This is a genomic window from Streptomyces sp. NPDC048659 (assembly GCF_040650575.1).
Taxonomy (GTDB): Bacteria; Actinomycetota; Actinomycetes; order Streptomycetales; family Streptomycetaceae; genus Streptomyces.
Window position 1 is genome coordinate 1 of record NZ_JBEZHM010000033.1, and the last position, 25332, is coordinate 25332.

The 25332-nt window shown below is 74.8% G+C and carries 23 protein-coding genes; 13 read left to right on the top strand and 10 right to left on the bottom strand.

Annotation, left to right across the window (positions count from 1 at the left end; translation table 11 throughout):
• A partial coding sequence (locus AB0C99_RS23760; protein ID WP_362478361.1) for an aldo/keto reductase occupies window positions 1-550 on the bottom strand: 550 nt, incomplete at its 3' end.
• Window positions 551-769: 219 nt separating this feature from the next.
• On the bottom strand, window positions 770-1357 hold the full coding sequence (gene thpR / locus AB0C99_RS23765) for an RNA 2',3'-cyclic phosphodiesterase (protein ID WP_362478364.1): 588 nt from the start codon (window positions 1355-1357) through the stop codon (window positions 770-772).
• Between the two features lie 62 nt (window positions 1358-1419).
• Between thpR and AB0C99_RS23770 the strand changes: the two genes are divergently transcribed.
• Window positions 1420-1932 (top strand): GNAT family N-acetyltransferase, encoded by a 513-nt coding sequence (locus tag AB0C99_RS23770; RefSeq protein WP_362478366.1) that lies wholly within the window; start codon window positions 1420-1422, stop codon window positions 1930-1932.
• A 66-nt stretch (window positions 1933-1998) separates the two neighbouring features.
• Here the strand turns inward: AB0C99_RS23770 and AB0C99_RS23775 are convergent, their stop codons facing one another.
• Together AB0C99_RS23775 and AB0C99_RS23780 are read right to left on the bottom strand one after the other, a co-directional pair.
• Window positions 1999-3336, bottom strand: coding sequence for an MFS transporter (locus AB0C99_RS23775; protein ID WP_362478369.1), 1338 nt, complete (start codon window positions 3334-3336; stop codon window positions 1999-2001).
• 26 nt (window positions 3337-3362) lie between these two features.
• A complete protein-coding gene (locus tag AB0C99_RS23780; RefSeq protein WP_362478372.1) occupies window positions 3363-3806 on the bottom strand; it encodes a MarR family transcriptional regulator in 444 nt (147 codons plus the stop codon).
• Between the two features lie 131 nt (window positions 3807-3937).
• Here AB0C99_RS23780 and AB0C99_RS23785 point away from each other — a divergent pair, with 131 nt between their 5' ends.
• Window positions 3938-4183 carry a hypothetical protein gene (locus AB0C99_RS23785; RefSeq protein WP_362478374.1) on the top strand — a complete coding sequence of 82 codons (246 nt, stop codon included), beginning with the start codon at window positions 3938-3940 and terminating at the stop codon, window positions 4181-4183.
• On the opposite strand, the gene AB0C99_RS23790 is transcribed toward AB0C99_RS23785, so the two are convergent.
• Window positions 4153-5598 (bottom strand): NCS2 family permease, encoded by a 1446-nt coding sequence (locus AB0C99_RS23790; RefSeq protein WP_362478376.1) that lies wholly within the window; start codon window positions 5596-5598, stop codon window positions 4153-4155. The two genes, AB0C99_RS23785 and AB0C99_RS23790, sit on opposite strands and share 31 nt — an antisense overlap.
• Before the next feature lie 151 nt (window positions 5599-5749).
• Between AB0C99_RS23790 and AB0C99_RS23795 the strand changes: the two genes are divergently transcribed.
• Window positions 5750-6040 carry a DUF2530 domain-containing protein gene (locus AB0C99_RS23795; RefSeq protein WP_362478378.1) on the top strand — a complete coding sequence of 97 codons (291 nt, stop codon included), beginning with the start codon at window positions 5750-5752 and terminating at the stop codon, window positions 6038-6040.
• An 88-nt stretch (window positions 6041-6128) separates the two neighbouring features.
• The gene (locus AB0C99_RS23800; RefSeq protein WP_362478380.1) at window positions 6129-8543 is read left to right on the top strand and encodes an HAD-IC family P-type ATPase; all 2415 of its coding nucleotides are present in this window, start codon (window positions 6129-6131) and stop codon (window positions 8541-8543) included.
• A gap of 103 nt (window positions 8544-8646) precedes the next feature.
• On the opposite strand, the gene AB0C99_RS23805 is transcribed toward AB0C99_RS23800, so the two are convergent.
• Window positions 8647-11916, bottom strand: coding sequence for a molecular chaperone Hsp90 (locus tag AB0C99_RS23805; RefSeq protein ID WP_362478383.1), 3270 nt, complete (start codon window positions 11914-11916; stop codon window positions 8647-8649).
• A gap of 148 nt (window positions 11917-12064) precedes the next feature.
• Window positions 12065-12988: a DUF3027 domain-containing protein gene (locus tag AB0C99_RS23810; RefSeq protein ID WP_362478386.1), complete on the bottom strand. Its 924-nt coding sequence runs from the start codon at window positions 12986-12988 to the stop codon at window positions 12065-12067.
• Between the two features lie 335 nt (window positions 12989-13323).
• Between AB0C99_RS23810 and AB0C99_RS23815 the strand changes: the two genes are divergently transcribed.
• The 4 genes from AB0C99_RS23815 (at window position 13324) to AB0C99_RS23830 (ending at window position 16868) form a co-directional block, all read left to right on the top strand.
• On the top strand, window positions 13324-14703 hold the full coding sequence (locus tag AB0C99_RS23815) for an MFS transporter (protein WP_362478389.1): 1380 nt from the start codon (window positions 13324-13326) through the stop codon (window positions 14701-14703).
• A 97-nt stretch (window positions 14704-14800) separates the two neighbouring features.
• Window positions 14801-15280 (top strand): DUF2771 domain-containing protein, encoded by a 480-nt coding sequence (locus AB0C99_RS23820; protein ID WP_362478392.1) that lies wholly within the window; start codon window positions 14801-14803, stop codon window positions 15278-15280.
• A complete protein-coding gene (locus tag AB0C99_RS23825) occupies window positions 15277-16023 on the top strand; it encodes a futalosine hydrolase (protein WP_362478594.1) in 747 nt (248 codons plus the stop codon). Before AB0C99_RS23820 ends, AB0C99_RS23825 begins: the two co-directional genes overlap by 4 nt.
• Window positions 16020-16868: a 1,4-dihydroxy-6-naphthoate synthase gene (locus tag AB0C99_RS23830; protein ID WP_362478395.1), complete on the top strand. Its 849-nt coding sequence runs from the start codon at window positions 16020-16022 to the stop codon at window positions 16866-16868. Before AB0C99_RS23825 ends, AB0C99_RS23830 begins: the two co-directional genes overlap by 4 nt.
• A 16-nt stretch (window positions 16869-16884) precedes the next feature.
• Here AB0C99_RS23830 and AB0C99_RS23835 read toward each other — a convergent pair whose 3' ends face one another.
• Window positions 16885-17268 (bottom strand): cold-shock protein, encoded by a 384-nt coding sequence (locus AB0C99_RS23835; protein WP_046906547.1) that lies wholly within the window; start codon window positions 17266-17268, stop codon window positions 16885-16887.
• 176 nt (window positions 17269-17444) lie between these two features.
• Between AB0C99_RS23835 and AB0C99_RS23840 the strand changes: the two genes are divergently transcribed.
• Window positions 17445-17732, top strand: coding sequence for a hypothetical protein (locus tag AB0C99_RS23840; RefSeq protein WP_362478398.1), 288 nt, complete (start codon window positions 17445-17447; stop codon window positions 17730-17732).
• On the opposite strand, the gene AB0C99_RS23845 is transcribed toward AB0C99_RS23840, so the two are convergent.
• Window positions 17720-18409: a haloacid dehalogenase-like hydrolase gene (locus tag AB0C99_RS23845; RefSeq protein ID WP_362478401.1), complete on the bottom strand. Its 690-nt coding sequence runs from the start codon at window positions 18407-18409 to the stop codon at window positions 17720-17722. The two genes, AB0C99_RS23840 and AB0C99_RS23845, sit on opposite strands and share 13 nt — an antisense overlap.
• An 89-nt stretch (window positions 18410-18498) precedes the next feature.
• Between AB0C99_RS23845 and AB0C99_RS23850 the strand changes: the two genes are divergently transcribed.
• Genes AB0C99_RS23850 through AB0C99_RS23860 form a run of 3 tightly spaced genes read left to right on the top strand, consistent with a single transcriptional unit; the run spans window position 18499 to window position 21448 of the window.
• Window positions 18499-19500 (top strand): iron chelate uptake ABC transporter family permease subunit, encoded by a 1002-nt coding sequence (locus AB0C99_RS23850; RefSeq protein WP_362478404.1) that lies wholly within the window; start codon window positions 18499-18501, stop codon window positions 19498-19500.
• A complete protein-coding gene (locus AB0C99_RS23855; protein WP_362478407.1) occupies window positions 19497-20588 on the top strand; it encodes an iron chelate uptake ABC transporter family permease subunit in 1092 nt (363 codons plus the stop codon). The genes AB0C99_RS23850 and AB0C99_RS23855 overlap by 4 nt, the downstream gene beginning before the upstream one ends.
• Window positions 20585-21448, top strand: coding sequence for an ABC transporter ATP-binding protein (locus AB0C99_RS23860; RefSeq protein WP_362478410.1), 864 nt, complete (start codon window positions 20585-20587; stop codon window positions 21446-21448). The genes AB0C99_RS23855 and AB0C99_RS23860 overlap by 4 nt, the downstream gene beginning before the upstream one ends.
• 290 nt (window positions 21449-21738) lie before the next feature.
• Here the strand turns inward: AB0C99_RS23860 and AB0C99_RS23865 are convergent, their stop codons facing one another.
• Window positions 21739-22587, bottom strand: a complete 849-nt coding sequence (locus AB0C99_RS23865) for a hypothetical protein (RefSeq protein WP_362478412.1) — start codon at window positions 22585-22587, stop codon at window positions 21739-21741.
• Window positions 22588-22628: 41 nt separating this feature from the next.
• Here AB0C99_RS23865 and AB0C99_RS23870 point away from each other — a divergent pair, with 41 nt between their 5' ends.
• The gene (locus tag AB0C99_RS23870; protein WP_362478415.1) at window positions 22629-25187 is read left to right on the top strand and encodes a helicase C-terminal domain-containing protein; all 2559 of its coding nucleotides are present in this window, start codon (window positions 22629-22631) and stop codon (window positions 25185-25187) included.
• Window positions 25188-25332: the final 145 nt, after the last annotated feature.

Genomic DNA, 25332 nt, shown 5'->3' on the forward strand with positions numbered 1-25332 from the left:
GACCGCGAGCATGACGCCCGTGGTGATGCCGCCGATCGCGGTGGGCAGGACCACCTTGAGGATCGTGCGCCACTTGGGGACGCCGAGGGCGAGGGCCCTGCTGGACGAGGACGTCGATGGCCTGCCAGATCTCCTCGAAGGGGGTCAGGCGGTCGACGTGGTGGAACTGGTAGACGTCGATGTGGTCGGTGCCGAGCCGCTTCAGGCTGGCGTCGACGGCGCGGCGGATGTTCGCCGCGGAGAGCTTGTCGTGGTTGGGCCAGGCGGGGCCGTCGGGGCCCATGTTGCCGTAGACCTTGGTGGCGAGGACGACCTTCTCGCGGTGGGCCGGGTCCTTGGCGAACCAGGAGCCGATGATCTCCTCGGTGCGGCCCTTGTCGTCGCCCCAGCCGTAGACGTTGGCCGTGTCGAAGAAGTTGAGGCCCGCGTCGAGCGCGGCGTCCATGATCGAGTGACTGGTGGCTTCGTCCGTCTGCGGGCCGAAGTTCATCGTGCCGAGGACGAGTCGGCTGACCTTGAGTCCGGTGCGTCCGAGCTGCGTGTACTCCATGGGCACAAAGCCAACGCCTTCGAGTGCGCTCGAAGCAAGGGCCTTCCGGGGCGGCGAGTCGGCTCGGCGGGTCGCCTCGGGCGGGCGAGTCGGCTCGGGCGGGCGCGGCGCGCCGCGGCGGGGTCAGCCCACCACGGACGCCACCGCGATGATCGCGAACATCAGTACGAGCACGCCGGCCATGATCCGGTTACGGGTCTTCGGGTCCACCCCCCGAGGTTAACCCGCCCCCTCCGCCGCCCCCGCGCCGCCCAGGGGCCATGTGGCGACCGTCTCGTACCGCGGGTGCTCGCCCGGGGTGCCGCCGCCGGGCAGGTTGCTGCGCACCAGCGCGAGCTCGCCGACCTCCCAGCGGGTCCCCTCGAAGGCGTCCAGCGCCTCGGTGAAGGGGCGCAGGTCGAGGTCCGCGCGCGAGCGGGCCAGGGTCAGGTGGGCCTGGTAGCGCCGGTGCTCGTCCATCGCGACGCCGGCCCGGCGGGCGGCGGCGTCCGCGCGCTCGGCCAGCAGCCGCAGCTCGTCGAGGCCGCCCGCCACGCCCGTCCACAGCACCGCCCGCCCGAATTGCCCGCCGCCGTGCAGCCGGAGCGGGAACGGCGCCGTGCGGCGCGCGGCGCGGCCGAGGCGGGCGCGCAGGTCGGGCAGCAGGCCGTCGTCGACCTCGCCCATGAACGCGAGGGTGAGGTGCCAGCCGGGCCGCGAGGTCCAGCGCAGCCGCTCCGCGCCGGGCAGCGCGGCGAGCCGGTCGGCCGCGCGGGCGAGCTCGGCGAGCCGCGCGGGGGGCGGCACGACGGCGGCGAAGAGCCTCATACGGCGAGTGTGGCAGGCCCTCGGGCGCGGGGGCCCGCCAGGCAGTCGCTAGCCTCGCCCGGATGGACACCGCGATCACCATCAGGAAGGGCGGGGCGGCGGACGTCCCCGTCATGCTCGGGATCCTCGACAGCGCCGTCGGCTGGCTCAACGGCAGGGGGATCACCGCCCAGTGGGGCACCGAGCCGTTCAGCGCGCGCCCGAAGACCGTGGCGCTGGTCGAGCGGGTCGCCGCCGAGGGCGAGCCGTGGCTGGCGGAGGTGGGCGGGGTGCCCGCCGGGACGCTGACGCTGACCCCTCGGCCGGGCGAGTACGTGGCGCCCGCCGGGGAGCCGGAGTCGTACGTCCGCTTCCTCGCCACCGACGCCCGCTTCCACGGGCTCGGCGTCGGCGCGGCGCTCCTCGCGCACGCGGCGGAGGAGACCCGGCGGCGGGGCGTCTCGCTGCTCCGCGTGGACTGCTTCGCGGGCGGCGAGGGGCGGCTCGTCTCCTACTACGAGCGCCAGGGCTTCACCCGTACGGAGACGTTCGCGGTCGGCGACTGGCCGGGGCAGGTGCTGGAGCGCCGGGTGTGACGTAGCCGCCCCGCCGCAGCCACGCAGCGCGGGGGCGGGCCCGGAAAGGCCCGCCCCCGCGCGCGGTCACGCCGCCGTCGCCAGTCTTTCTCTCGGTACGAAACGAACCCGCGGGTGGCCGTGGTACCACCCCATGGCGACCTTGAGGCCGCCCACACGGGCCAGGATCAGCCCGATCACGGCCGCCGAGAGCAGCGAGACCAGGCCGCCGGTCGCGAAGCCGACCCGGGCGCCGTACGTGTCGGTGACCCAGCCGAGCAGCGGGGCGCCGATCGGGGTGCCGCCGGCGAACACCATCATGTAGAGGCTCATCACCCGGCCCCGCATGACCGGGTCGGTGGCCATCTGGACCGCCGAGTTCGCGGTGATGTTCACCGTGAGGCCGATCATGCCGATCGGCACCAGCAGCAGCGCGAACAGCCAGAACGCGGGCGACAGCGCCGCCGCGATCTCCAGGGCGCCGAAGACGGCCGCCGCGATCACCAGCATCCGCAGCCGGGTGGAGCCGCGGCGGGCCGCGAGCAGGGCGCCCGCCAGCGAGCCGGCCGCCATCAGGGTGTTGAGGAAGCCGTACGCGCCCGCGCCGACGTGGAAGACCTCGCTGGAGAAGGCCGTCAGCCAGATCGGGAAGTTGAACCCGAAGGTGCCGATGAAGCCGACGAGGACGATCGGCCAGATCAGGTCGGGCCGCCCGGCCACGTACCGCAGGCCCTCCCGGAGCTGGCCCTTGCCGCGCGGCGCGCGCTCCACCTTGTGCAGCTCGCCCGGCCGCATCAGGCAGAGCGCGACGAGCGGGGCCAGGAAGGACACGCCGTTGATCAGGAAGGCCCAGCCGCTGCCGACACCGGCGATCAGCACGCCCGCGACGGCGGGGCCGACGAGGCGCGCGGACTGGAAGTTCGCCGAGTTCAGCGAGACCGCGTTGCGCAGCCGGTCGGGGCCGACCATCTCGGAGACGAAGGACTGCCGGGCCGGGTTGTCGACCACCGTGACCATGCCGAGCAGGAAGGCGATCAGGTAGACGTGCCAGACCTGGACCTGACCGGAGAGGGTGAGCACGGCGAGCGCGAGACCGCACAGGCCGAGCGCGGCCTGGCTGACGATCAGCAGCCGCCGCTTCGGGTAGCGGTCGGCGATGACGCCGCCGTAGAGGCCGAACAGCAGCATGGGCAGGAACTGCAGTGCCGTGGTGACGCCGACGGCGGCGGCGGAGCCGGTGAGGCTCAGGACCAGCCAGTCCTGGGTGATCCGGGCCATCCACGTACCGGTGTTGGAGACGATCGCTCCGGTGAAGAACAGCCGGTAGTTGCGGACGCCGAGCGAGGAGAAGGTTTCCCCCCGCCCGCGGGTCTTGAGGGTGGGTTCATGGACGGGTGCGGAGTCTGCTCCGGGTCCCGTGCTCAAAGTGCGTCGCCTCCTCGGCTGCGGGTTCAGAGATGGGCGAGCTTCTCCAGGACCGGGGCGGCCGCGCGCAGCTTGGCCCATTCGTCCTCGTCCAGGCCCTCGGCGAGGGCGGCCAGCCAGGCGTTCCGCTTGCGGCGGGACTCGTCGAGCATGGCCTCGGCCTGCTCGGTCTGGCGGACCACCTTCTGCCGGCGGTCGTCGGGGTGCGGCTCCAGCCGGACCAGTCCCTTGGCTTCGAGCAGCGCGACGATGCGGGTCATCGACGGCGGCTGGACGTGCTCCTTGCGGGCCAGCTCACCGGGGGTGGCCGAGCCGCAGAGCGACAGGGTGCCGAGCACCGACATCTCGGTGGGGCTCAGCGACTCGTCGACGCGCTGGTGCTTCAGGCGTCGGCTCAACCGCATCACGGAACTGCGGAGCGCGTTCACGGCCGCCGCGTCGTCGGCGGTGCCGTGGGACAGATCAGGCATAGTCCTTAGCGTAACTCATTACTCTGCCTAAATACCAATCGAAAACATGTAGGCGCCAACCGTCACCCGAACGAGTGAGAACGAGCCGGAAAGTGACGCACGGGGGGCCGCCGTGGCGCGACCCTGCGGGCATGGATTCGACCGTGTTCAGCCTGCGCCTCGACGGAGAGCTGCTCGAACGGCTCCGCAGGCACGCCGCCAGACGCGGAATGAGCGTCCAGGACTATGTCGTCCGGACGCTCATTCGCGAGGATTTCGACGAGCGGTTCAAGACCGCCGTCGACGAGACGGAGAGGTTCTACGGGAAGGAGGCGGGGCCGACGGAGCCGGCCGCGCCCCAGCCGCCTCACATCAGGCCGAGTGCCGGCATCGCGTAGTAGAAGACGAAGACCGCGGAGACCACGTACATCGCCACGGGGACCTCGCGGCCCCGGCCCGCCGCGAGGCGCAGGACGCTGAACGAGATGAAGCCGATGCCGATGCCGTTGGTGATCGAGTACGTGAACGGCATCATCACCATCGCCAGGAAGGCCGGCACGGCGATCGTGTAGTCGGCCCAGTCGATGTCCTTGATCGAACCGGCCAGGATCAGGAAGCCGACCGCCAGCAGCGCGGGGGTGGCCGCCTGCGAGGGCACCATCGTGGCCAGCGGCGTCAGGAACAGCGCGACCGAGAACAGGGCGCCGGTCACCACCGAGGCCAGGCCCGTGCGGGCGCCCTCGCCGACACCGGCCGTGGACTCCACGAAGCAGGTGGTGGCGGAGGACGAGGTGGCGCCGCCGGAGGCGACGGCGAGGCCGTCGACCAGCAGGACCTTGTTGATGCCGGGGAAGTTGCCGTCCTTGTCCATCAGCTTGGCCTCGTCGCCGACGCCCAGGATCGTGCCCATGGCGTCGAAGAAGCAGGACAGCAGGACCGTGAAGACGAAGAGGACGCCGGTCAGGACACCGACCTTGGAGAAGCCGCCGAACAGGCTGACCTGGCCGACCAGCCCGAAGTCGGGCGAGGAGACCGGGTTGCCGGGCCACTCCGGGGTGGTCAGGCCCCAGGACGGGATGTCGGCGACGGCGTTGATCACCATGGCGACGATCGTCATGACGACGATGGAGATCAGGATCGCGCCCGGCACCTTGCGGATGATCAGCGCCAGGGTCAGCAGCGTGCCCAGGATGAAGACCAGCACCGGCCAGCCCATGAGGTGCCCGTTCGCGCCGAGCTGGAGCGGGACCGTGGTGTGCGCGGCGTCCGGGATGCGGGAGACGAAGCCCGAGTCGACCAGGCCGATGAGCATGATGAACAGGCCGATGCCGATCGCGATGCCCTTGCGCAGGCTGACCGGTACGGCGTTCATGACGCGCTCGCGCAGGCCCGTGGCGACCAGCAGCATCACGACCAGACCGGCGAGCACGACCATGCCCATCGCGTCCGGCCAGGACATCTTGGGCGCGAGCTGGAGCGCGACGACCGTGTTGACGCCGAGACCGGCCGCGAGGGCGATCGGCACGTTGCCGATGACGCCCATCAGCAGGGTCGAGAAGGCGGCGGTCAGCACCGTGGCGGTGACCAGCTGGCCGCCGTCGAGCTGGTGGCCGTACATGTCCTTCGCGCTGCCCAGGATGATCGGGTTCAGCACGATGATGTAGGCCATCGCGAAGAAGGTGGCGAAGCCGCCACGGATCTCGCGGGCGACGGTGGAGCCGCGCTCGGAGATCTTGAAGTAGCGGTCGAGACCGGAGACGGGCCCCTGCGGGGTCTCCGGGGACGTGGCCTTGGCGGGGGCCGTCGAGCTCATGGGGTTCCTCTTCGGAGGTTCAGAGAAGTCCTTTTTGGCGGTTCATACGAATGGAACCCGCCAGAGGCAAACCGTTTCAGTATGAACACATGAACGAGAGCGAGTCCATCTCCGCGCGTAGATACGAAAACGAGCCGCCTAGACTGAGCCCATGGCGAAGTGGACACCCAAGCACGAGGCACCCGAGCCCCTGGAGGGCCCGGTCGTCGCCACCATCACCGGCGGCACGATCCTCTGGTTCGTCCTGTTCCTCGTCCAGGTCCCCTTCTACGGCTGGTTCGACGACCGGGACCTCACCTGGTGGGTCTGGACCTGCCTGGCCGGCGCGGGCCTCGGCCTGATCGGCATCTGGTACGTGCGCAAGCGCGACGCCGCCATCAAGCGGCACGCCGCGGCCCGGCGGGCGGGCGAGGCGACCCCGACCCCGCCGCCCGTCCCGTAATCCCAGGGGACCATTCCCCTCCTCCCCCGGTCTGATCTTCGGACTTCTCGGCGGGTGTCCCGCCCTTTCGCCCCGTACCGTCGGAAACATGACTCAGCGGGCGAAGATCGACACCGACGGCGAGGGCACCGGGCCGGCGACCGGGCGACCACCCGTCGTCCACCGGCCCACGGGCCTGACCACCGCCGAGGTCGCCGAGCGCGTCGCCCGCGGCGAGATCAACGACGTCCCGCTGCGCAGCTCCCGCTCCACCCCCGACATCGTCCGGGGCAACGTCTTCACCCGCTTCAACGCGATCATCGGCGTGCTCTGGGTGATCATGCTCTTCGTCGCGCCGATCCAGGACAGCCTCTTCGGCTTCGTGATCATCGCCAACACCGGCATCGGCATCATCCAGGAACTGCGCGCCAAGAAGACCCTCGACGGGCTCGCCGTCATCGGCGAGGCCAAGCCCACCGTCCGCCGCGACGGCGCCGCCACCGAGATCTCCACCTCCGAGATCGTCCTCGGCGACCTCATCGAGCTCGGCCCCGGCGACAAGGTCGTCGTCGACGGCGAGGTCGCCGAGGCCGACAGCCTGGAGGTCGACGAGTCCCTGCTGACCGGCGAGGCCGACCCGGTCGTCAAGAAGCCCGGCGACCCGATGATGTCCGGCTCCTTCGTCGTCGCCGGCGGCGGCGCCTTCACCGCCACCAAGGTCGGCCGCGAGGCGTACGCCGCCCAGCTCGCCGAGGAGGCGTCCCGCTTCACCCTGGTCCACTCCGAGCTGCGCACCGGCATCTCCACGATCCTCAAGTACGTCACGTGGATGATGATCCCCACCGCGATCGGGCTGATCATCAGCCAGCTCGTCGTCAAGAACAACGACCTCAAGGAGTCCATCGCCCGCACGGTCGGCGGCATCGTCCCGATGATCCCCGAGGGCCTGGTGCTGCTCACCTCCGTCGCCTTCGCGATCGGCGTGATCCGGCTCGGCCGCAAGCAGTGCCTGGTCCAGGAGCTGCCCGCGATCGAGGGCCTGGCCCGGGTGGACGTGGTCTGCCTCGACAAGACCGGCACCCTCACCGAGGGCGGCATGGACGTCACCGACCTGCGCCTGCTCGGCGGCGCCGACGAGGGGTACGTCCGCACCGTGCTCGGCGCCCTCGGCGAGTCCGACCCGCGCCCCAACGCCTCCCTCCAGGCCATCATCGACCGCTACCCGGACTCGGTGGACTGGCGCTGCACCGAGTCGCTGCCGTTCTCCTCGGCCCGCAAGTACAGCGGCGCCGCCTTCAGCGAGAGCGACGGCGAGACCTCCACCTGGCTGCTCGGCGCCCCCGACGTGCTGCTGCCGCCCGGCGACCCCGCGCTCGCCGAGGTGGACCGGCTCAACGAGCGGGGCCTGCGGGTGCTGCTGCTGGCCCGCGCCGCCGCCGAGCTCGACTCGCCGCGGGTCGCGGAGGGCGCCCGCGCCACCGCGCTCGTCGTCCTCGAACAGCGGCTGCGGCCCGACGCCGCCGACACCCTCGCCTACTTCGCCGACCAGAACGTCTCGGCCAAGGTCATCTCCGGCGACAACGCGGTCTCCGTCGGCGCCGTCGCCGGCAAGCTGGGCCTGCCCGGCGCCGAGAACACCGTCGACGCCCGCACCCTGCCCACCGACCCCGAGGCCATGGCCGAGGTCCTCGACGCGAACGCCGTCTTCGGCCGGGTCACCCCGCAGCAGAAGCGCGACATGGTCGCCGCCCTCCAGTCCCGCGGCCACACCGTCGCCATGACCGGCGACGGCGTCAACGACGTGCTCGCCCTCAAGGACGCCGACATCGGCGTCTCCATGGGCTCCGGCTCCGAGGCCACCCGGGCCGTCGCCCAGATCGTCCTCCTCAACAACTCCTTCTCGACCCTGCCGTCGGTGGTCGCCGAGGGCCGCCGGGTCATCGGCAACATCACCCGGGTCGCCACGCTCTTCCTCACCAAGACGGTCTACTCGGTGCTGCTCGCGATCCTGGTGGTCTGCTTCCAGGTCGAGTACCCGTTCCTGCCCCGGCACCTCACCCTGCTGTCCACGCTGACCATCGGCGTCCCCGCCTTCTTCCTGGCCCTCGCCCCGAACAAGGAGCGCGCCAAACCGCACTTCGTCCGCCGGGTGATGCGGTACGCGATCCCCGCCGGCGTCATCGCGGGCACCGCCACCTTCGTGACCTACCTGCTGGCCCGGCACTACTACACCGGGCCCGACTCCCTCGCCGCCGAGACCAGCGCGGCCACCCTCACGCTCTTCCTGGTCTCCATGTGGGTGCTCGCGATCATCGCCCGCCCCTACACCTGGTGGCGGATCGCCCTGGTGGCGACCATGGGCGGCGCCTTCCTGCTGGTGCTCGTCGTGCCCTGGCTCCAGAGCTTCTTCGCCCTGAAGCTGGTCGGCGTCACGATGCCGTGGACGGCGGTCGCCATCGCCGCCGCGGCCTCGGCGCTGCTGGAGGTCGTGTGGCGCTGGGTGGGGCGCAGGTTCCCCGCCTGAGCCCCGGACACGGCGCCTGAGCCCCTCATACGGCTCCTGATACGGCGACGGGGGCCCGCACAGGACGCGGGCCCCCGTCGCCGTGTCCGGCGCTCCGGCGGGCTCAGTCGAACCAGCGGTCCCGGGCCAGCTCCGCCGTCCGCGACGGGTCCTCCAGGAGGGCCGCCACCTCGAAGCGGCGCGGCCACTGCCCCGCCGCCCAGGCCAGGCCGGCGGCCACGCCCTCCAGGGTCGCGGCGTGCACGACCCCGTCGGGGGTGCGCCGCCAGTCCAGCTCGATCTCCGCGGCCAGCAGCTCCTCGTGCTCGACGTAGGTGGCGGGGGTCCCCGGGCCGAGCAGCACCCGCACCGCCGCCGGCACCTCGTGCTCCTCGCCGGCCGTCGTGACCTCGGCGTCCAGCGCCTCGCTCAGCCGCCGCACCTGGAACAGCTCCGCCAGCTCCGCCGCCCGCTCCGGGGCGACCGGCAGCAGCGGCCGGCCCGTCGCCAGCGGCAGCAGGTCGGGGGCGTCGGCGACCAGCGCGTCCGCCGCGTCGACGACGATCAGGTCCCCGTCCACGACCGCGCGCAGCTCGTCGGGGAGGGTGACCCGCTCGGGGTCGAGCCCGGCCAGCGCCGTGTACAGGGCGTGCAGCTGGGCGCCGGACACCTCGCGGGACGGGTCCGCCAGCCGCCCGAGGAGCTCGGCGGCGCCGCCGGGCTCGTCCAGGAGCGCCGGGACGGAGGTGCGCACGCCGAGCGCGCGCAGCACCTGCTCGTCCTCGAAGCCGGTCGCGTCGGCGGCGTCGTACAGGCCGATCAGCAGCGGGTCCGTGCCCGCGGCGCGCAGTCCGGCGGGGCGGCGCCCGTCGAGCACCGGGTGGTCGCGCAGCCACCAGGCGGTGTACGAGCGGACGGTCTCCGTGGTGCCGTCCGGCAGCAGCACCCGCACCGGCTGGGTCAGGGCGTCCCGCAGCGGCGGCCGCGCGAGCAGGGCCAGCGCCCGCGGCCAGGCGTCGTCGTCGACGAGGTCCAGGTCGCGCACGGCCACGATCTCGGTGGCCACCGGCGGCACGGGGGTGTGCGGAAGCCGGTCCAGGACGTCCTCGCACCACACGTCGACGGCGTCCAGGAGCCCGGCGTCGTCGGGCTCCGGGTAGTCGCCCTCGCGGGGCTCCAGCTCGTCGGGGTCGAGGACCAGGTCGGCGGCGCGGACCAGCGCGAAGTCCGCGAGCACCCCGCAGGCGGCGAGCGGCCCGGGGCCCCAGCGGTCGGCGAGGTCCTGGTCGACGAAGGCCAGCTCGCCCTCGCGCATCACGGCGGCGAACGGCGAGCCGGGCATCACGAGCTCGCCCGCCGGGGCCGTCTCGCCGTCCTCGTCGGGCAGCGCGAGCGCGCCCAGCCAGGGCTCGTCGCCGGGGGCGAGGCCGGCGTCCCGGACGAGCGCGAGGACGGTCTCCGCGAGCTCCTCGGCGTCCAGGGTGTCGGCGTCCTCGTCCCAGATCTCCCCGGCGTCGAGGGAGGCGGCGACGGCGGCCCGGACCTGCGGGGTGGTCAGCACCGCCCGGGGCGTGGCCGGGAGGGCGCCCAGCTTCTCCAGGAGCGGGTGCGCGGCCTCCGGGTGCGCGACCTTCAGGCCGAGCCGGGTGAGCTCGGCGGGGGTCCGCTCCTGCGGCAGGAGGACCTGGCGGGGGCCGATGGTGGTGCGGACCCTGGGCGCCTGCGGGGCGGCGGGCTCGTCGCCGTACGGGGCGGGGGCGGTGTCCGCGTCGCCGTACGGGCCGGGGACGGCGCCCTCGTCGCCGTACGGGCCGAGGGCGGCGTCCCGGGCGGGCTCGGCGGGCGCGGCGAGGGGCACCGGGAGGCCGGTGAGCCGGTCCGGGTCGACGCCCGCCAGCGAGTCGTACAGGCGCCACCACCACGAGGGCGCCCGGTCCACCCCGGCGAGCCGGTCCACCGCCTCGGTCAGCGGGACCCGGCCGACGCCGAGGGTGCGCAGCTCCACGCGGCGCTCCAGGCCCGCCGGGAGGAGCGTCGGGAAGACCTCGGCCAGCACCTCGACGGTCTCGGCGCCGGCGCCCTCGACGATCTCGGCCTCGATGGGGCGCAGCGCGGTCAGGTCCTCGGAGGGGGTCGCGGGGGCGAGGAAGGCGATCCGGGGCAGCCGCTCCAGGACGGCGGCGCGCAGGGCGCCGTCGAGGGGGCCCTTGCCGAGCGGTCCGGGCACCAGGTCCAGGGCGGCGGGGGTCACCGGGTGCCAGTCGGAGAGGAGTTCGGCGTACGCCTCGCCCGCGCGCTGCACGAGGAAGTCGGTGAGCGGGCCGGGGGCCGGGTGGCGGCGGGCGGTGTCGAGCGGGAAGGAGGCGATGAGCAGGGCGGGGATGCCGAGCGGCTCGTCGGTGGGGGTGGGCGCGTGCACGACGGGCGTGGTGCGGGGGTAGCGGGGGGCGCCCTCGGGGTCGACGGGGACGGCCCAGGTGACGGACCAGTGGGGGCGCAGGCGCTCCTCGACGGGCCGGTCCCTGAGGAGGTCCGGGTCGAGCGGTCCGGAGTGGCTGACGGTCCGCCAGCGGTGGGCCCCGGCGGCGGAGTCGGCCGTGTCGGCGATGGTGACGTAGCCGTCGCGCTCGTCCCGGACCAGGGAGCGGACGCCCTCGGCGGTCTCGACGACGACCTCGGTGAGGCCGGGGAGGGCGAGCAGCAGGGCGTCGTCGACGGAGTCGAGCAGGCGTTCGGCGAGGTCCTCGGCGGCGGAGTCGCGCAGGGGCAGCACGACGACCGTGTCGTAGCCGTCGGGGGCGGTGCCCTCGGCGGGCAGCGGGAGGCGCAGCAGGGGGACGTGGCCGTCGCGGCGGCGCAGTTCGTCGCCGAGGCCGGGGCTGTGCCGGGCCGCGTCGGCGGCGAGTTCGCGGGCCTCGGCGAGGGACCAGCGGACGCCGCCGTGGCGGCCGAGGACGGCGGGCTCGTCGGAGACGGCGAGGACGGCGGCGAAGCCGACGCCGAAGCGCCCGACGGACGCCGTGTCGCGCTCGGTGCGCTTGGCGGAGGCGCGCAGGGTGGAGAGGCTCTCGACGCCGGTGGCGTCCAGCGGGGCGCCGGTGTTGGCGGCGGCGAGGACGGCGGGGCCGTCCGGTCCGGCCGGGTGCAGGGTGAGCCGGAGCCGGCCGGTGACACCGGCGCGGGCGGCGGCGTCGGCGGCGTTCTGGGCGAGTTCGACGACGAGCCGGTCGCGGTAGCCGCCGAGGGCCAGGTCCTCCTCGGCGTTGGCGTCCTCGCGGAAGCGGGCGGGTCCGGCGCCCCACGCGTCGAGCACGCCTCTGCGGAGCCGTGCGGTACCGAAGGGGTCGGTTCCGTCGGTCGACGTCCTGACGCTGACGCTCACGTCTGACTCCACTCTGCGGTACGGGGTACGGGCCGGTGCCCGAAGGTACCGCGCCCCGCGCCGTCCCCCGTGCGGGGGCACGTGCGCCCGCGGGGGCGCGCGGGGGCAATCCCCGCGCCCCTCCGCGAAGGGCGCTACGCGTGACCGCTACGAGTGACCGCTACGAGTGGCCGAGATCGTCCGAACCGGTGTCCGGCTCGGAGGTGGAGCCGGAGTCCTTCGCGGGGCGCAGCGGGAACGCGTCCGCGGCCATCGAGTCCAGGACCGGCGGCGCCGGGCGCGGCGGGGCCGGCATGACCGCCGCCTCGGAGTGGCCGCCGCAGCCGTACGACAGGGAGACGACCCGCCCGTCGGCGGGCGAGAACTCGTTGGCGCAGACGCCGAACGCCTGCTTCAGGGAGCCCGCCATCGGCACGAGGAAGGCGCAGGACACGCAGGTGGCCGGGGCCGCCTGGGCCATCGGGGTCTGCGCGCCGAACGCCTCGTCCCACCGGTCGGCGGCGAGGTGCAGCCCGTAGCGCGAGAGGACCCGCGCGCGCCGCATCCCGAGCTCCTCGGCGACCGACGAGATCGCGCCGCGGGAGGGGGTGCGGGACACGATCTCCGCGTCCTCGGCGTCGAGGTGCTCGGCCAGCTCCTCGGAGACGGCCGAGTTCGGCGGCGGCGCGTCCTCGCCCGAGTAGCCGGGCTCCAGGCGCGGGTCGTCCTGCTCGGTGGGGAGCAGGTCGCCGGGGCCCATGTCGCCGGGGCGCAGCCGCTCGCTCCACGGCACCCACTCGGGGGCGAGGAGGGAGTCCGGGCCGGGCAGCAGGACGGTTTCGTCAAGCGTGACGTTCTTCGCGCGGGAGGCGCGGGTGACCGTCACGGCCCAGCGCCAGCCTCGGTAGCCGGGCTCCTTGCACTCGAAGAAGTGCGTGACGACCCGGTCGCCTTCGGCGACGGCGTCGACGTGGGCGCCGACGACGCCGGGGAAGGCCGCCTCCTCGGCGGCCTCGCGGGCGAGCTCTACGGCCTCGACGCAGAGGCGGTCGGGGGTACGCGGGGCTCGCGGGGTACGCGGGGTTCGCGTCGTCGCAGCACTCACAGGTCTCGCTTCTCTCCTACGCCGTCTCACGGGTGCGCCGGCCGAGGAGCGGGAGCGAAGTCCCGGGTCGTGGGCGGAGCGGACCAGAGGGCCGCATCGACGTCCACGCCCGGCATGACTCGCGCGTCTCGGGCACACCTATCGTCATCCATTCTGCGGGATGCCGAAGAGGCGCGCGGCCGAGAACATCCGCCGGTGACGCGCTACGCACGCTACCCTCTCCGCCGCCCGCAGCCCACCTGCCCGTACCAAACGGCCCGCATCGCGGACGATCGCGGAGCCCGTCCGGGCCGCGCCACGGTTCGTCCGTGGGGCGCGTGGGGCACTATGACGGAGTGGCAGCCGCACGGTCTTCCGCACGATCGCACGATCATGCCGGGCCGCTCAGCCGAGCGGGCCGGAAGCTCGGGCGCGCCCTCCACCTGCCCTTCACCGGCACGGCCAGGGGCATCCGGCGGGCGACGCACGCGCACGGCGCGGGCGAGTCGGGCCTGGGCAGACTGATCGAGCTGCACGCGGTGAACGGCGCCGGCGACGTCATGATCACCGTCGCGCTCGCCACCACCGTCTTCTTCGCCGTGCCCACCGACGAGGCGCGCGGCCGGGTCGCCCTCTACCTGGGCATCACGATGCTGCCCTTCACCCTGCTCGCCCCCGTGATCGGCCCGCTCCTGGACCGGATCCCGCACGGCAGGCGCGCCGCGATGGCCGGGGCGATGCTCACCCGCGCGGTGCTCGCCGTCGCCATGTCCGGCGCGGTCGCCACCGGCGGGCTCCAGCTCTATCCGGCGGCGCTCGGCGTGCTCGTCGCCTCGAAGGCGTACGGGGTGGTGCGCAGCGCCGTCGTGCCGCGGCTGCTCCCGCCGGGCTTCTCGCTGGTGAAGGCGAACTCCCGGGTGACCCTCGCCGGGCTGCTGGCCACCGGCATCGCCGCGCCGATCGGCGCCGGGCTCCAGCTGATCGGCCCCGCCTGGCCGCTGTACGGGGCGTCCGCGCTGTTCCTGCTGGGCACGTTCTGGGCGCTGCGGATGCCCCCGAAGGTGGACTCCGCGAAGGGTGAACGGCGGGCCCATCTGCTGACGCACGGCGAGAAGAAGCCGAGCCTGCGGTCGGTCGGCCCGTCCGTCCTGCACGGGCTCCAGGCGAACGCCTCGCAGCGGATGCTGTCGGGTTTCCTGATCTTCTTCCTGGCGTTCCTGCTGCGCGTGCACCCGCTGTCGGGGCAGAGCGCGGCCGTCTCGCTGGGCATCGTGGGCGTGGCGGCGGGGGTGGGCAACGCCTGCGGGACGGCGATGGGCTCGCTGCTGCGGGACCGGGGCCACGGGCCCGAGGTGATCATCGCCACGATGGTGTCGGCGGTGCTGGCCACCGCGATCTTCACGGCGGTCTTCTTCGGGGGGCTGATGGTGGCGGTGCTCGGCGCGGTCGCGGGGCTGACCCAGGCCCTGTCGAAGCTGTCCCTGGACGCGCTGATCCAGCGGGACGTGCCGGAGCTGGTGCGCACCTCGGCGTTCGCCCGTTCGGAGACGGCGCTGCAGATGGCGTGGGTGGTGGGCGGCGGGATCGGCATCTCGCTGCCGCTGAACGGGACGCTGGGCATGTCGGTGGCGGCCGGGATCCTGGCGCTGGGCGCGCTGCTGTCCGTACGGGGGCTGCTCGGCGCCGCGCGGCGGCAGAAGGGGCGGGGCGGGACGGCGAAGGCGCGGGTGGCGTAGCCGGTGCGGTGGAACGAATGCCCACAACGGGGTCCACACGGGCGGCGCGCCGTACCCCCGCGTGGCGCCGGAGCGGCGGCCCGATAGCCTTCGGCCCATGACCGTTGCGTTCCTCACCCGCAAGCGCCGCCGGGCCGTCGCGGCCCTCGGGGCCGTCTCCGCCGGGCTCCTCGTCCTCTCCGCCTGCGACAAGCCGACGCCGCTCGCGACCGTGACGGTCGGGACCGAGTCGGTGAACTCCGAGGCGGCCTGCTACAACGACGGCGACCCCCTCAAGGAGTCGCAGATCTCGGCCTGCCTCAACAAGAAGGCCGAGAAGTCGATCACCGTCGAGACCGACGACAAGATCCGCTTCGGCGTCGACCCGGACATCGCCGAGAACGGCTGGACCATCTTCCTGGGCGGCCAGCAGGCCGAGCCGGAGCCGTACAAGAAGACGTACCGGTCCATCCCGGCCAGCGCCTTCTTCTCCAGCCAGTCCGGCGAGGCGACCAACCAGACCCAGGTCACCATCGTCGAGAACACCGGCAAGACCGTGACCGGCATCTGGCACTTCGAGCTGAAGAAGAAGTCCTGATCCACCGGATCCTCGTCGTGACCGCGGTGGCGGCGGAGGCCGACTCCGTCGCCGCCGGTCTCGCGTCCGCCGGACCGGGCGAGGGCGAGCGCCCGCTGCCCGGCGGCTTCGCGCTGCGCCGGTACCCGCGGGCCGACGTGCTCGTCGCCGGTGTCGGCCCGGCCGCCGCCGCGGCGGCCACCGCGACCGCCCTGGCCTGTGCCCCGGCCCCGTACGCGCTCGTCGTGTCGGCCGGGATCGCCGGGGGCTTCGCGCCGCGCGCCCCGCTCGGGTCGCTCGTGGTCGCGGACGCGGTCGTCGCCGCCGACCTGGGCGCCGAGACCCCCGAGGGCTATCTGCCCGTCGACGCGCTCGGCTTCGGCCGTTCGGCGCACCCCGTGGACCCGGCGCTCGCCGCCCGGCTCGCGGGCGCCCTCACGGACGCCGGCCTGCCCTGCGCGGTCGGGCCCGTCCTGACCGTCTCCACGGTCACCGGCAGCGCCGCCCGCGCCGCCGAGCTCGCGGAGCGTCATCCGGGGGCCGTCGCCGAGGCGATGGAGGGCTTCGGGGTGGCCGAGGCCGCCGCCGCCCACGGCCTGCCGGTCGCCGAGCTCCGGTCCGTGTCCAACGCCGTCGGCCCGCGCGACCGCGCCGCCTGGCGCATCGGCGAGGCCCTCGGCGCGCTGCGGGACGCCTTCGCGCTGCTCGACCGGGGCGTCCTCGCGTCCGTCACCGCCCCCGAGGAGCCGGAGTCCCCGTCGTGACCACGCTGAAGATCGCCTACTCGCCCTGCCCGAACGACACCTTCGTCTTCGACGCCTGGGCCCACGACCGCGTCCCCGGCGCCCCGCGCCTGGACGTGACCTTCGCCGACATCGACCTCACCAACGGCTGGGCCGAGCGCGGCGGGGCCCCGTACGACGTCCTGAAGGTGTCGTACGCGGTGCTGCCGTGGGTCCTCGACGAATACGCCCTGCTGCCCTGCGGCGGCGCCCTGGGGCGCGGCTGCGGCCCGCTGGTGCTGACCCGGGAGCCCGGGGCGGACCTCACCGGGAAGACCGTGGCCGTGCCGAGCGAGCGCTCGACGGCCTATCTGCTGTTCCGGCTGTGGGCGGCGGACGTCGTCCCCGGCGGGGTCGGCGAGATCGTGGTGCTGCCCTTCCACGAGATCATGCCCGCCGTCCGGGACGGCAAGGTCGACGCCGGGCTCGTCATCCACGAGGCCCGCTTCACCTACCGGGACTACGGGCTGCACGCGCTCGCCGACATGGGCGAGCACTGGGAGCACACCACCGGGCTGCCCATCCCGCTCGGCGCGATCATCGCCAAGCGCTCCCTGGGCGAGGAGACGCTGCGGCTGCTCGCCGCGTCGGCGCGGAGCTCGGTCCGGATGGCCTGGGACGACCCGGCCGCCTCCCGGCCGTACGTGCTGGAGCACGCGCAGGAGATGGACCCCAAGGTGGCCGACCAGCACATCGGCCTGTACGTGAACGAGTTCACCGCCGACCTCGGCGAGAGCGGCTACGCGGCGGTGCGCGGGCTGCTCACGCGCGCCGCGGCCGAAGGGCTCGTACCGCCCCTCGGCCCGGACGCGCTGCGGTTCCCCTGACCGGGGACGGTACGGACTAGACGTCGAGCTGGTCGGCGACCGCGCGGAGCATCCCGGCGATCTTGCCGCCGTGCGCCTTGTCGGGGTACCGGCCGCGCTCCAGCTGCTGGGTCACGTTCTCCAGGAGCGTGGTGAGGTCCTGGACGATGGACGCCAGTTCGTCGGGCTTACGGCGCTGCGCCGCGGCGACGGACGGGGTCGGGTCCAGAACCGTCACCGACAGCGCCTGGTCACCGCGCTGACCGGCGACCACGCCGAACTCGACGCGCTGCCCCGGCTTCAGGGCGTCGACGCCGTCCGGGAGCACCGACGAGTGCACGAAGACGTCGCCGCCGTCGTCGCGGGAGAGAAAGCCGAAGCCCTTCTCGCTGTTGAACCATTTGACCTTGCCGGTAGGCACGTCCGTCCTCGTCCTCGTACTCGATGGGTGCGCCGGGATTCCGGCTCGGGAATGAGATGAAAGAGATACAGCGGGTCCTCTATGAACCGACCCGCCGGCACCAAGGCTAATGCGATCAGGGCCCGTGACAAGACGTCGCCGGACTGTTGTCCGCGCCTGGGAACTACCCTGGCCGAATGCGTAGTGAAACCCCCTCGGCCCCCTCGGCACCCACGGACGACAGCGCGCCCGGCGACGGACTGGTCCGCGCCGGAGCGATCGTCTTCATCGTCGGCGCGGTGGCGACGCTGGTCACGGTGGCTCCGCTGTTCCTCGGCACGAAGCCGTTCCCGACCGTCGCCTACCTGGTCTCCATGCTCATGGGCGTCGGATTCCTGGTCGCCGGCGCCGGGGTGCTGCGCTCCATCGGCGCCCAGCGGCGGCGCGCCAAGGCGGTCCAGGCCGCGGCGGCTCAGCCCCGGTAGCCCTCCCACCAGCTACGGAAGTCCGTCAGGTCGGCGAGGACCACGTCCGCGCCGGCCGCGCGCAGCTCCTCGGGGGCGCACGGACCGGTCGCCACGGCGACCGCGTACGCGCCGGCGGTCGCCGCCCCGCGCACGTCGCCCACGTGGTCACCCACGTACACCCCCGCGCCGTGGGCGCGCAGCGCCTTCGCCTTGCCCTCGGCGAACAGGCCGCCGACGATCGCGTCCGGCTCGATGCCGAGGTGGGCGAAGTGCAGCCTGGCCTGCGGCTCGTTCTTCGCGGTCACCACGATGGTCCGGCCGCCGGCCTCGCGAACGGCTTGAATCGCATCCACCGCGCCCGGCATCGGGACGGTCGGCTCGATCGCGTGGACGCCGTAGAACTCCCGGTAGAGGGCCGCCATCTCCGTCACCCGCTCCGCGGGGAACCAGTGCGCCAGCTCCTGCTCCAGCGGCGGGCCGAGCCGGGTGACGACCAGATCCGCGTCGACCTCCACGCCGGTCGCGGCCGAGAGCGCCTCGAACGCGGCCTTGATGCCGGGACGGGTGTCGAGCAGCGTCAGGTCGAGGTCGAAACCGACGGTGAGCGGGCTCAGGGGCACGGGCGCGGGGGCCGTCGCGGTCGGCGCGGAGGCCGTCGCGGGGGTCGGCTGCGGGGTCGTCGTCATACGGGCCATTGTGCCCGGGTGTTCGAAATGGGCCGCTGTCTAGACTGGGGCGAGACTTAGCCAAGCCTTACCGAATCTCGTCCCTCTGATGGGTGTACATGACCGCCCCACGTACCCGGCGCGCCGTCGCGACCGGCGCGGCCCTCGCCGCCCTGGTGCTCGCGATCCTGCTGAGCCTCGCGGTCGGCGCCCGCGCCATCCCCCCGTCCACCGTCGTCGACGCGCTGCTGCACGGCGCCACCAGCCCCGACGCCGAGGTGGTCCGGGAGCTGCGGGTGCCCCGCACCCTGATCGGCCTCATGGTCGGCGCCGCGCTCGCCCTCGCCGGGACCGCCCTCCAGGGCATCACCCGCAACCCGATCGCCGACCCCGGCATCCTCGGCGTCAGCCAGGGCGCCTCCGTCGGCGTCGTCCTCGCCATCGCCTTCGCCGGGGTGCACTCCCTGACCGGGTACGTGTGGTTCGCCTTCGCGGGCGCCGCCGTCGCCTCCGTCGCCGTCTACGCCGTCGCCTCGCGCGGGCGCGGCGGCGCCACCCCGGTGAAGCTCGCGCTCGCCGGGGCCGCGATCAACGCGCTGCTGCTGTCGGTGACCACCGGCGTCCTCACCACCAAGGCGTCCGCGCTCGACGAGTTCCGGTTCTGGCAGATCGGCTCGCTCGACGGCCGGGACGCCCACATCGTCGCCCAGATCTGGCCCTTCCTGCTGCTCGGCGCCGTCCTCGTCGTCTCCGTCGCCCGCGGGCTCGACGCCCTCGCGCTCGGCGAGGACGTCGCCAAGGGCCTCGGGCAGCGGGTCGCGACCGTCCGGATCGTCGGCGGGGTCGGCGCGACCGTCCTCACCGGCGCCGCCGTCGCCGCCGCCGGGCCCATCGCCTTCGTCGGCCTCGCCGTCCCGCACATCGCCCGCGCCGTCGTCGGCTCCGACCACCGCTGGGTGCTGCCGATGGCCGCGCTCATCGGCCCCGTGATGCTGCTGGTCGCGGACGTCCTCGGGCGGATCGTCTTCCCGCCCGGCGAGGTCCCCGCCGGTGTCATGACCGCCCTGATCGGCGTGCCGTTCCTCGTCACCCTCGTCCGCCGGAAGGCGGTGCCCGCGTGACCACGGCCCCCGCCTCCTCCCCGGTGCGCCCCGCCGCGCGCCCCTCCGTACGCCCCGCCGGCTACGCGCTCGTACGCGCCGGGCGCGCGTCCTTCCTCGTGCACCGGCGCTCCGCGCTGGTCGCCGCCGGGCTCGCGCTGCTGCTCGCGGCGGTCGCCGTCGCGTACCTGTGCGTCGGCGAGCGCTTCGTCGCGCCCGGCGAGGTCCTGCGCATCCTCGCCGGGGAACACGCCCCCGCCTCCTTCGTCGTCCAGGACCTGCGGCTGCCGAGGCTCGCCACCGGGCTCATGGTCGGCGCCGCCTTCGGCATCGCGGGCGCCCTCATCCAGACCGTCGCCCGCAACCCGCTCGCCAGCCCCGACATCATCGGCATCAGCCAGGGCGCGGGCGCGGTCACCGTCGCCGCGATGACCTTCGGGCTCGCCTCGTACACCGTCCTGCCGTACCTCTCGATCGCGGGCGGGGTGCTGGCCGCGGCGCTCGTGTACGTGTTCGCCTGGCGCGGCGGGCTGCACGCCACCCGCTTCGTGCTCATCGGCATCGGCTTCGCCATCGCGCTGCGCTCGCTGACCACCCTCTTCATGACCAAGGGCGACTACCTGGTCGCCCAGCAGGCGCAGATCTGGATGACCGGCTCCCTCAACGGGCGCGGCTGGGACGAGTCGCTGCCGCTGCGGATCACCCTCCTCGTCATGCTGCCCGCCGTGCTGTGGGCGGCCCGCGCGCAGCGCACGGTCTCCCTCGACGACGACACGGCGACCGCGCTCGGGGTGCGGCTCGGCCGGGTCCGGCTCGGGCTCGTCGCCGTCGGCGTCGTCCTCGCCTCGGTCGCCACGGGTGTCGCCGGACCGGTCGACTTCGTGGCGCTGCTCGCCCCGCAGATCGCCCGCCGCACCACCCGGACCGCCCAGATCCCGCTGCTGTGCTCGGCGCTCATGGGCGCGCTGGTCGTCGTCGCCGCCGACCTGCTCGGCCGGCGGCTCTTCTCCCCCACCGAACTGCCGGTGGGCGTCCTCACGGCGGCGGTCGGCGCCCCGTACCTGATCTGGCTGATCATGCGCAGCCGCGGAGTAGGAGGCAGATCGTGACCAGGCTGGCGGCGCGGGAGCTGACCCTCGCGTACGAGGAGCGGACCGTCGTCCACGAGCTGGACCTGGCGGTCCCGGACGGCCGGGTCACCGTCATCGTCGGCCCCAACGCGTGCGGCAAGTCCACGACGCTGCGGGCGCTCGGGCGGCTCCTCAAGCCCGCGGGCGGCGCCGTCCTGCTCGACGGCCAGGAGCTCGCGAAGATCCCCACCAAGAAGATCGCCCAGTCCATCGGCCTGCTCCCGCAGACGCCCGTCGCGCCCGAGGCGATCACCGTCGGCGACCTCGTCGCCCGAGGCCGGCAGCCGCACCAGGCGTGGTGGAAGCAGTGGTCGGCGGAGGACGAGCGGGCCGTCGTCGACGCGATGGAACGCACCGACGTCGCCGCCCTCGCCGAGCGCTCGGTCGACGAGCTGTCGGGCGGGCAGCGGCAGCGCGTGTGGATCGCGATGGCCCTCGCCCAGGAGACCGACCTCCTGCTCCTCGACGAGCCCACCACGTACCTGGACATCTCCCACCAGGTCGAGGTCCTGGACCTGGTCCGCCGCCTCAACCGCGTCCGCGGCCGCACCGTCGTCCTCGTCCTCCACGACCTCAACCAGGCCGCCCGCTACGCCGACCACCTGGTCGCGATGAAGGCGGGCCGCGTGGTCGCGGAGGGCCCCCCGTCCGAGATCGTCACGGCCGAACTCGTCCGCGAGGTCTTCGGCCTGGACTCGGTCGTCGTCCCGGACCCGGTGACGGGCTCCCCGCTGGTGGTGCCGGGGGCGCCTTGGGGCGGGGAGGGGGAGGCGGGAGTGCCGGAGGCGGCCGGGGAGCCGGCGGAGGCGGAGCCGGCCGGGGCTGCGGAGCCGGCCTAGGGCGCGGCCCGCCTTGGGCGCAGCCCGCCAGGGCGCAGCCCGCCTTGGGCGCAGCCCGCCAGGGCGCAGCCCGCCTTGGGCGCAGCCCGCCTTGGGCGCAGCCCGCCAGGGCGCAGCCCGCCTTGGGCGCAGCCCGCCTTGGGCGCAGCCCGTCACGGCAAGGCGCGCCTTGGGCAAGGCCGCCAGGACAGGGCCCGCCAGAGCAGGGCCCGCCAGGGCGCAGCCCGTCACCCCAAGGCCCCCGCCTTGGGCGCAGCCCGCCAGCGCAGGCCCGCCGCGCCAAGCACGAGCTACCGCCGCGACCGCCACAGCAAGTACAACCCCGAGGCGATCGCCGCCGCGCGGAGGGTCCAGGGCCAGGTGTCCGCCACGGCCGTGCCCATCGCCTCGCCGCCCGTCGCCACCGGGTCGCCCCAGCGGCCCGCGATCCGGCCCCACAGCCAGACCGCGCCCCCGGTGGCGGCCAGGCCCGGCAGGATCAGCGCGGCGGCGCGGCGCTCGCGCGAGAAGTAGGCCAGGGCCCAGCCACCGGCCAGCGCCAGCAGCCAGCCGCCCGCCGCGCCCGCCAGCAGGAGGACCGCGGCGGCCAGCGGGAGCGGGCTGCCCAGGCGGAAGGGGAGGCGGCGGCGGAGGCCGGCGGGCGCGTCCTCTTCCGCCTCGCCGTCGTCGCCGTCGGCCTCCTCCTCGTCCTCCTCCGGCTCCGGCGGGCGCAGCAGCTCCGGGATCTCCACCCCGCCGTAGAAGCCGGGCACGCCCGTGACCCCGCCGGTCTCCGGGGACTCCAGGCCGTCCGGGCCGCCCATGGCGTCCGTACGCCACCAGTCCGCCGGGCGCGGCGACGGCACGGCCGCGTCCGGTGCCGTGGCCGAAGCTCCGTCCCCGTCCCCTGTCCCGCCCCGCGACGCGCCCGGCCCGTCCGGCCCGTCCTGCGGCGCGCCGCCCACCACCTCGTCCGGCGTACCCAGGTCCCGGAGGATGCCCGGAACCGGCTCCCCCTTCACCGCGCGGCGCCGTTCGATCTCGTCGCGCAGCCCCGTGACCAGCTCCCGGCGCTCGGCCGGCGGCAGCCGCCGCTGCTGGGCCAGGTCGCCGACGCGGCTCAGATAGTCGAAGACCAACCGGTCGTTCTCGATCCCCACGGCACGACGGTAGCGCCTGCGCAGGGGCTAACGTGGTGCGGATGGGGATCGTTGAGCGGGACCGGGAGGCGCACGTGCCCGAGGCAACAGGAGTCGGCGCGGCGCCGCGCACCCTCGCGGAGGCGCTGCGCGCCGGGGGCGACGAGGGGCTCGCCGCGCTGCTGCGCGCCCGCCCCGACCTGCTCTCGCCGGTGCCGAACGACCTGACGCAGCTCGCCACCCGGGCCGGCACCCGCGCGTCCGTCGTCCGCGCCCTCGAACGGCTCGACCGGTTCGCGCTCCAGACGGCGGAGGCGCTGGCGGTGGCGCCGGACCCCGCCCCGTACCCCGTACTCCTCGCCCTGCTCACCGGCGACGGCGGCGAGCCCGGGATCGAGGCGGCGCTGCCCCGCGCCGTCGCCGTGCTGCGCGAACAGGCCCTGGTCTGGGGCGACGACGAGCGGCTGCGGCTGGTGCGGACCGCCCGCGAGCTGCTCGCCCCCTCGGCCCAGCACCCCTCCCCGACCGGGCTCGGCCCGACCGTCGCCGAGGCGACCGCCGGCATGTCGCCGGGGCGGCTCCAGGAGATCATCGCGACCGCCGGGCTGCCCGGCACGCACGACCCGGTGTCCGCCGTCGCCGCCCTGACCGGCCTCTTCACCGACCGCACGCGGATGGCGGCCCTGCTCGACACCGCGCCGCCGGACGCGCTCACCGTCCTCGACCGGCTGGTCTGGGGACCCCCGTACGGCGAGGTGACGGCCAATCCGACGCCGCCGGTGCGCTGGCTCCGCGACCGGGGGCTGCTGCTGCCGGTGTCCACCCGGACCGTGGTGCTGCCCCGGGAGGCCGCCCTGCACCTGCGCGGCGGGCGCGCGCACCGGGCGCCGGAGCCGGTGGCGCCGGTGGTGGCGACGGTCCGCGAGTACCGTCCACAGGTCGTGGACAGCGCGGCCGCCGGCCAGGCGTACACGGCGCTGGCCACCGCCGAGGAGCTGCTGAAGTCCTGGGACCAGGGCGGCCCGCCGGTGCTGCGGGCCGGCGGGCTCGCCGTCCGCGACCTCAAGCGCACCGCCGCCGCCCTCGACACCACCGAACAGCTCGCCGCCTTCTGGCTGGAGCTGCTGTACGGGGCCGGGCTGCTCGCCTCGGACGGCGAGGCCGACGAGCGGTACGCGCCGACGCCCGGCTACGACGACTGGCTCGACCTGCCGCCCGCCGAGCGCTGGGCCCGGCTCGTCGTCCCCTGGCTGTCCGCCACTCGCACCTCCGGACTGGTCGGCACCCTCGACGGCAAGGGCCGCGCCCTGTCCGCCTTCGGCCCCGGGCTCGACCGGGCCGCCGCCCCCGAGGTGCGCCACCGGGTCCTCGGGCTGCTCGCGACCCTCCCGCCGGGCTCCGCCGCCGACCGCGCCTCGGTGCTGGCCCGGCTGCGCTGGGACCGGCCGCTGCGGGGCGGCGCCGGCGGCCCCGGCACCGAGCCCGCGGCGGCCGACGAGGGCGCCGGCGCCCCCGCCGACCTGCGCGCCCGGATCGCCCGCTGGACCCTCGACGAGGCCGAACTCCTCGGCGTCACCGGCCGCGGCGCGCTCGCCTCGCCCGCCCGCGCGCTGCTCAACCTGCCGCTCGCCGAGGCCGCGCCGGAGACCGCGCACCCGGGCGCCTGCGAGCCGTCCGTCGCCGCCTCGCGGGCCGCGACGCTGCTGGCGCCGCTGCTGCCCGAGGCCGTCGACCACGTGCTGCTCCAGGCCGACCTGACGGCCGTCGCCCCGGGGCCGCTGCGCCGCCCGCTCGCGGACACCCTGTCGGTCCTCGCCGACGTCGAGTCCAAGGGCGGCGCGACCGTCTACCGCTTCACACCGGGCTCCGTGCGGCGCGCCCTCGACGCCGGGCGCACCGCCTCCGACCTGCACGACTTCCTGACCTCGCACTCCCGTACGCCGGTGCCGCAGCCGCTGTCGTACCTGATCGACGACGTGGCGCGGAGGCACGGGCACCTGCGGGTCGGCGCCGCCTCGGCGTACGTCCGCTGCGACGACGACACGGTGCTCGGCGAGATCCTCGCGGACCGGCGCTCCGCCCCGCTGCGGCTGCGGCGGCTCGCGCCGACCGTCCTCGCGGCGCAGGCCGATCCGGCGGCGCTGCTCGACGGGCTGCGGGCGCTGGGCTACGCCCCGGCGGCCGAGTCCGCCGAGGGCACGGTCCTGATCACCCGCGCCGACGCCTACCGCACCCCGCCGCGCACCGCCCCGGCCCCCGTCCCGGACGGCCCGCCCGCCCCGGACACCACGCTGCTCGCGGCGGCGGTCCGCGCGGTCCGGGCGGGCGACCGGGCCGCGACGGTCGTCCGCAAGGACCCCGGCACCGGGCTCGCGCCGGGCGAGCTGCCCCGCACCTCGGCCGCCGAGACGCTGGCCACGGTGCAGGCGGCGGCGATGACCGGTTCGGCGGTGTGGATCGGCTACGTCAACGCGGAGGGCGCCGCGAGCCAGCGGGTCATCGCCCCGGTCCGCGTCGAGGGCGGCTTCGTGACCGGCTACGACCACACGGCCGACGAGGTCCGCACGTACCCGCTGCACCGGATCACGGGGGTGGCGGAGCTGGCGGAGGGCGAGGAGTAGGAACGGGGAGCACCACGCCCCCCGGCTGGACGCCCGCAGGGGCCGGGGCCGGGCTCCGACCACCGCCGGGGCCGCCCTGAGGGGCCCCCGAGGCCGTGTGGGCCCCGCCGGGGCCCACAACCCTGCCCTGCCCCCTTGGTCCCCC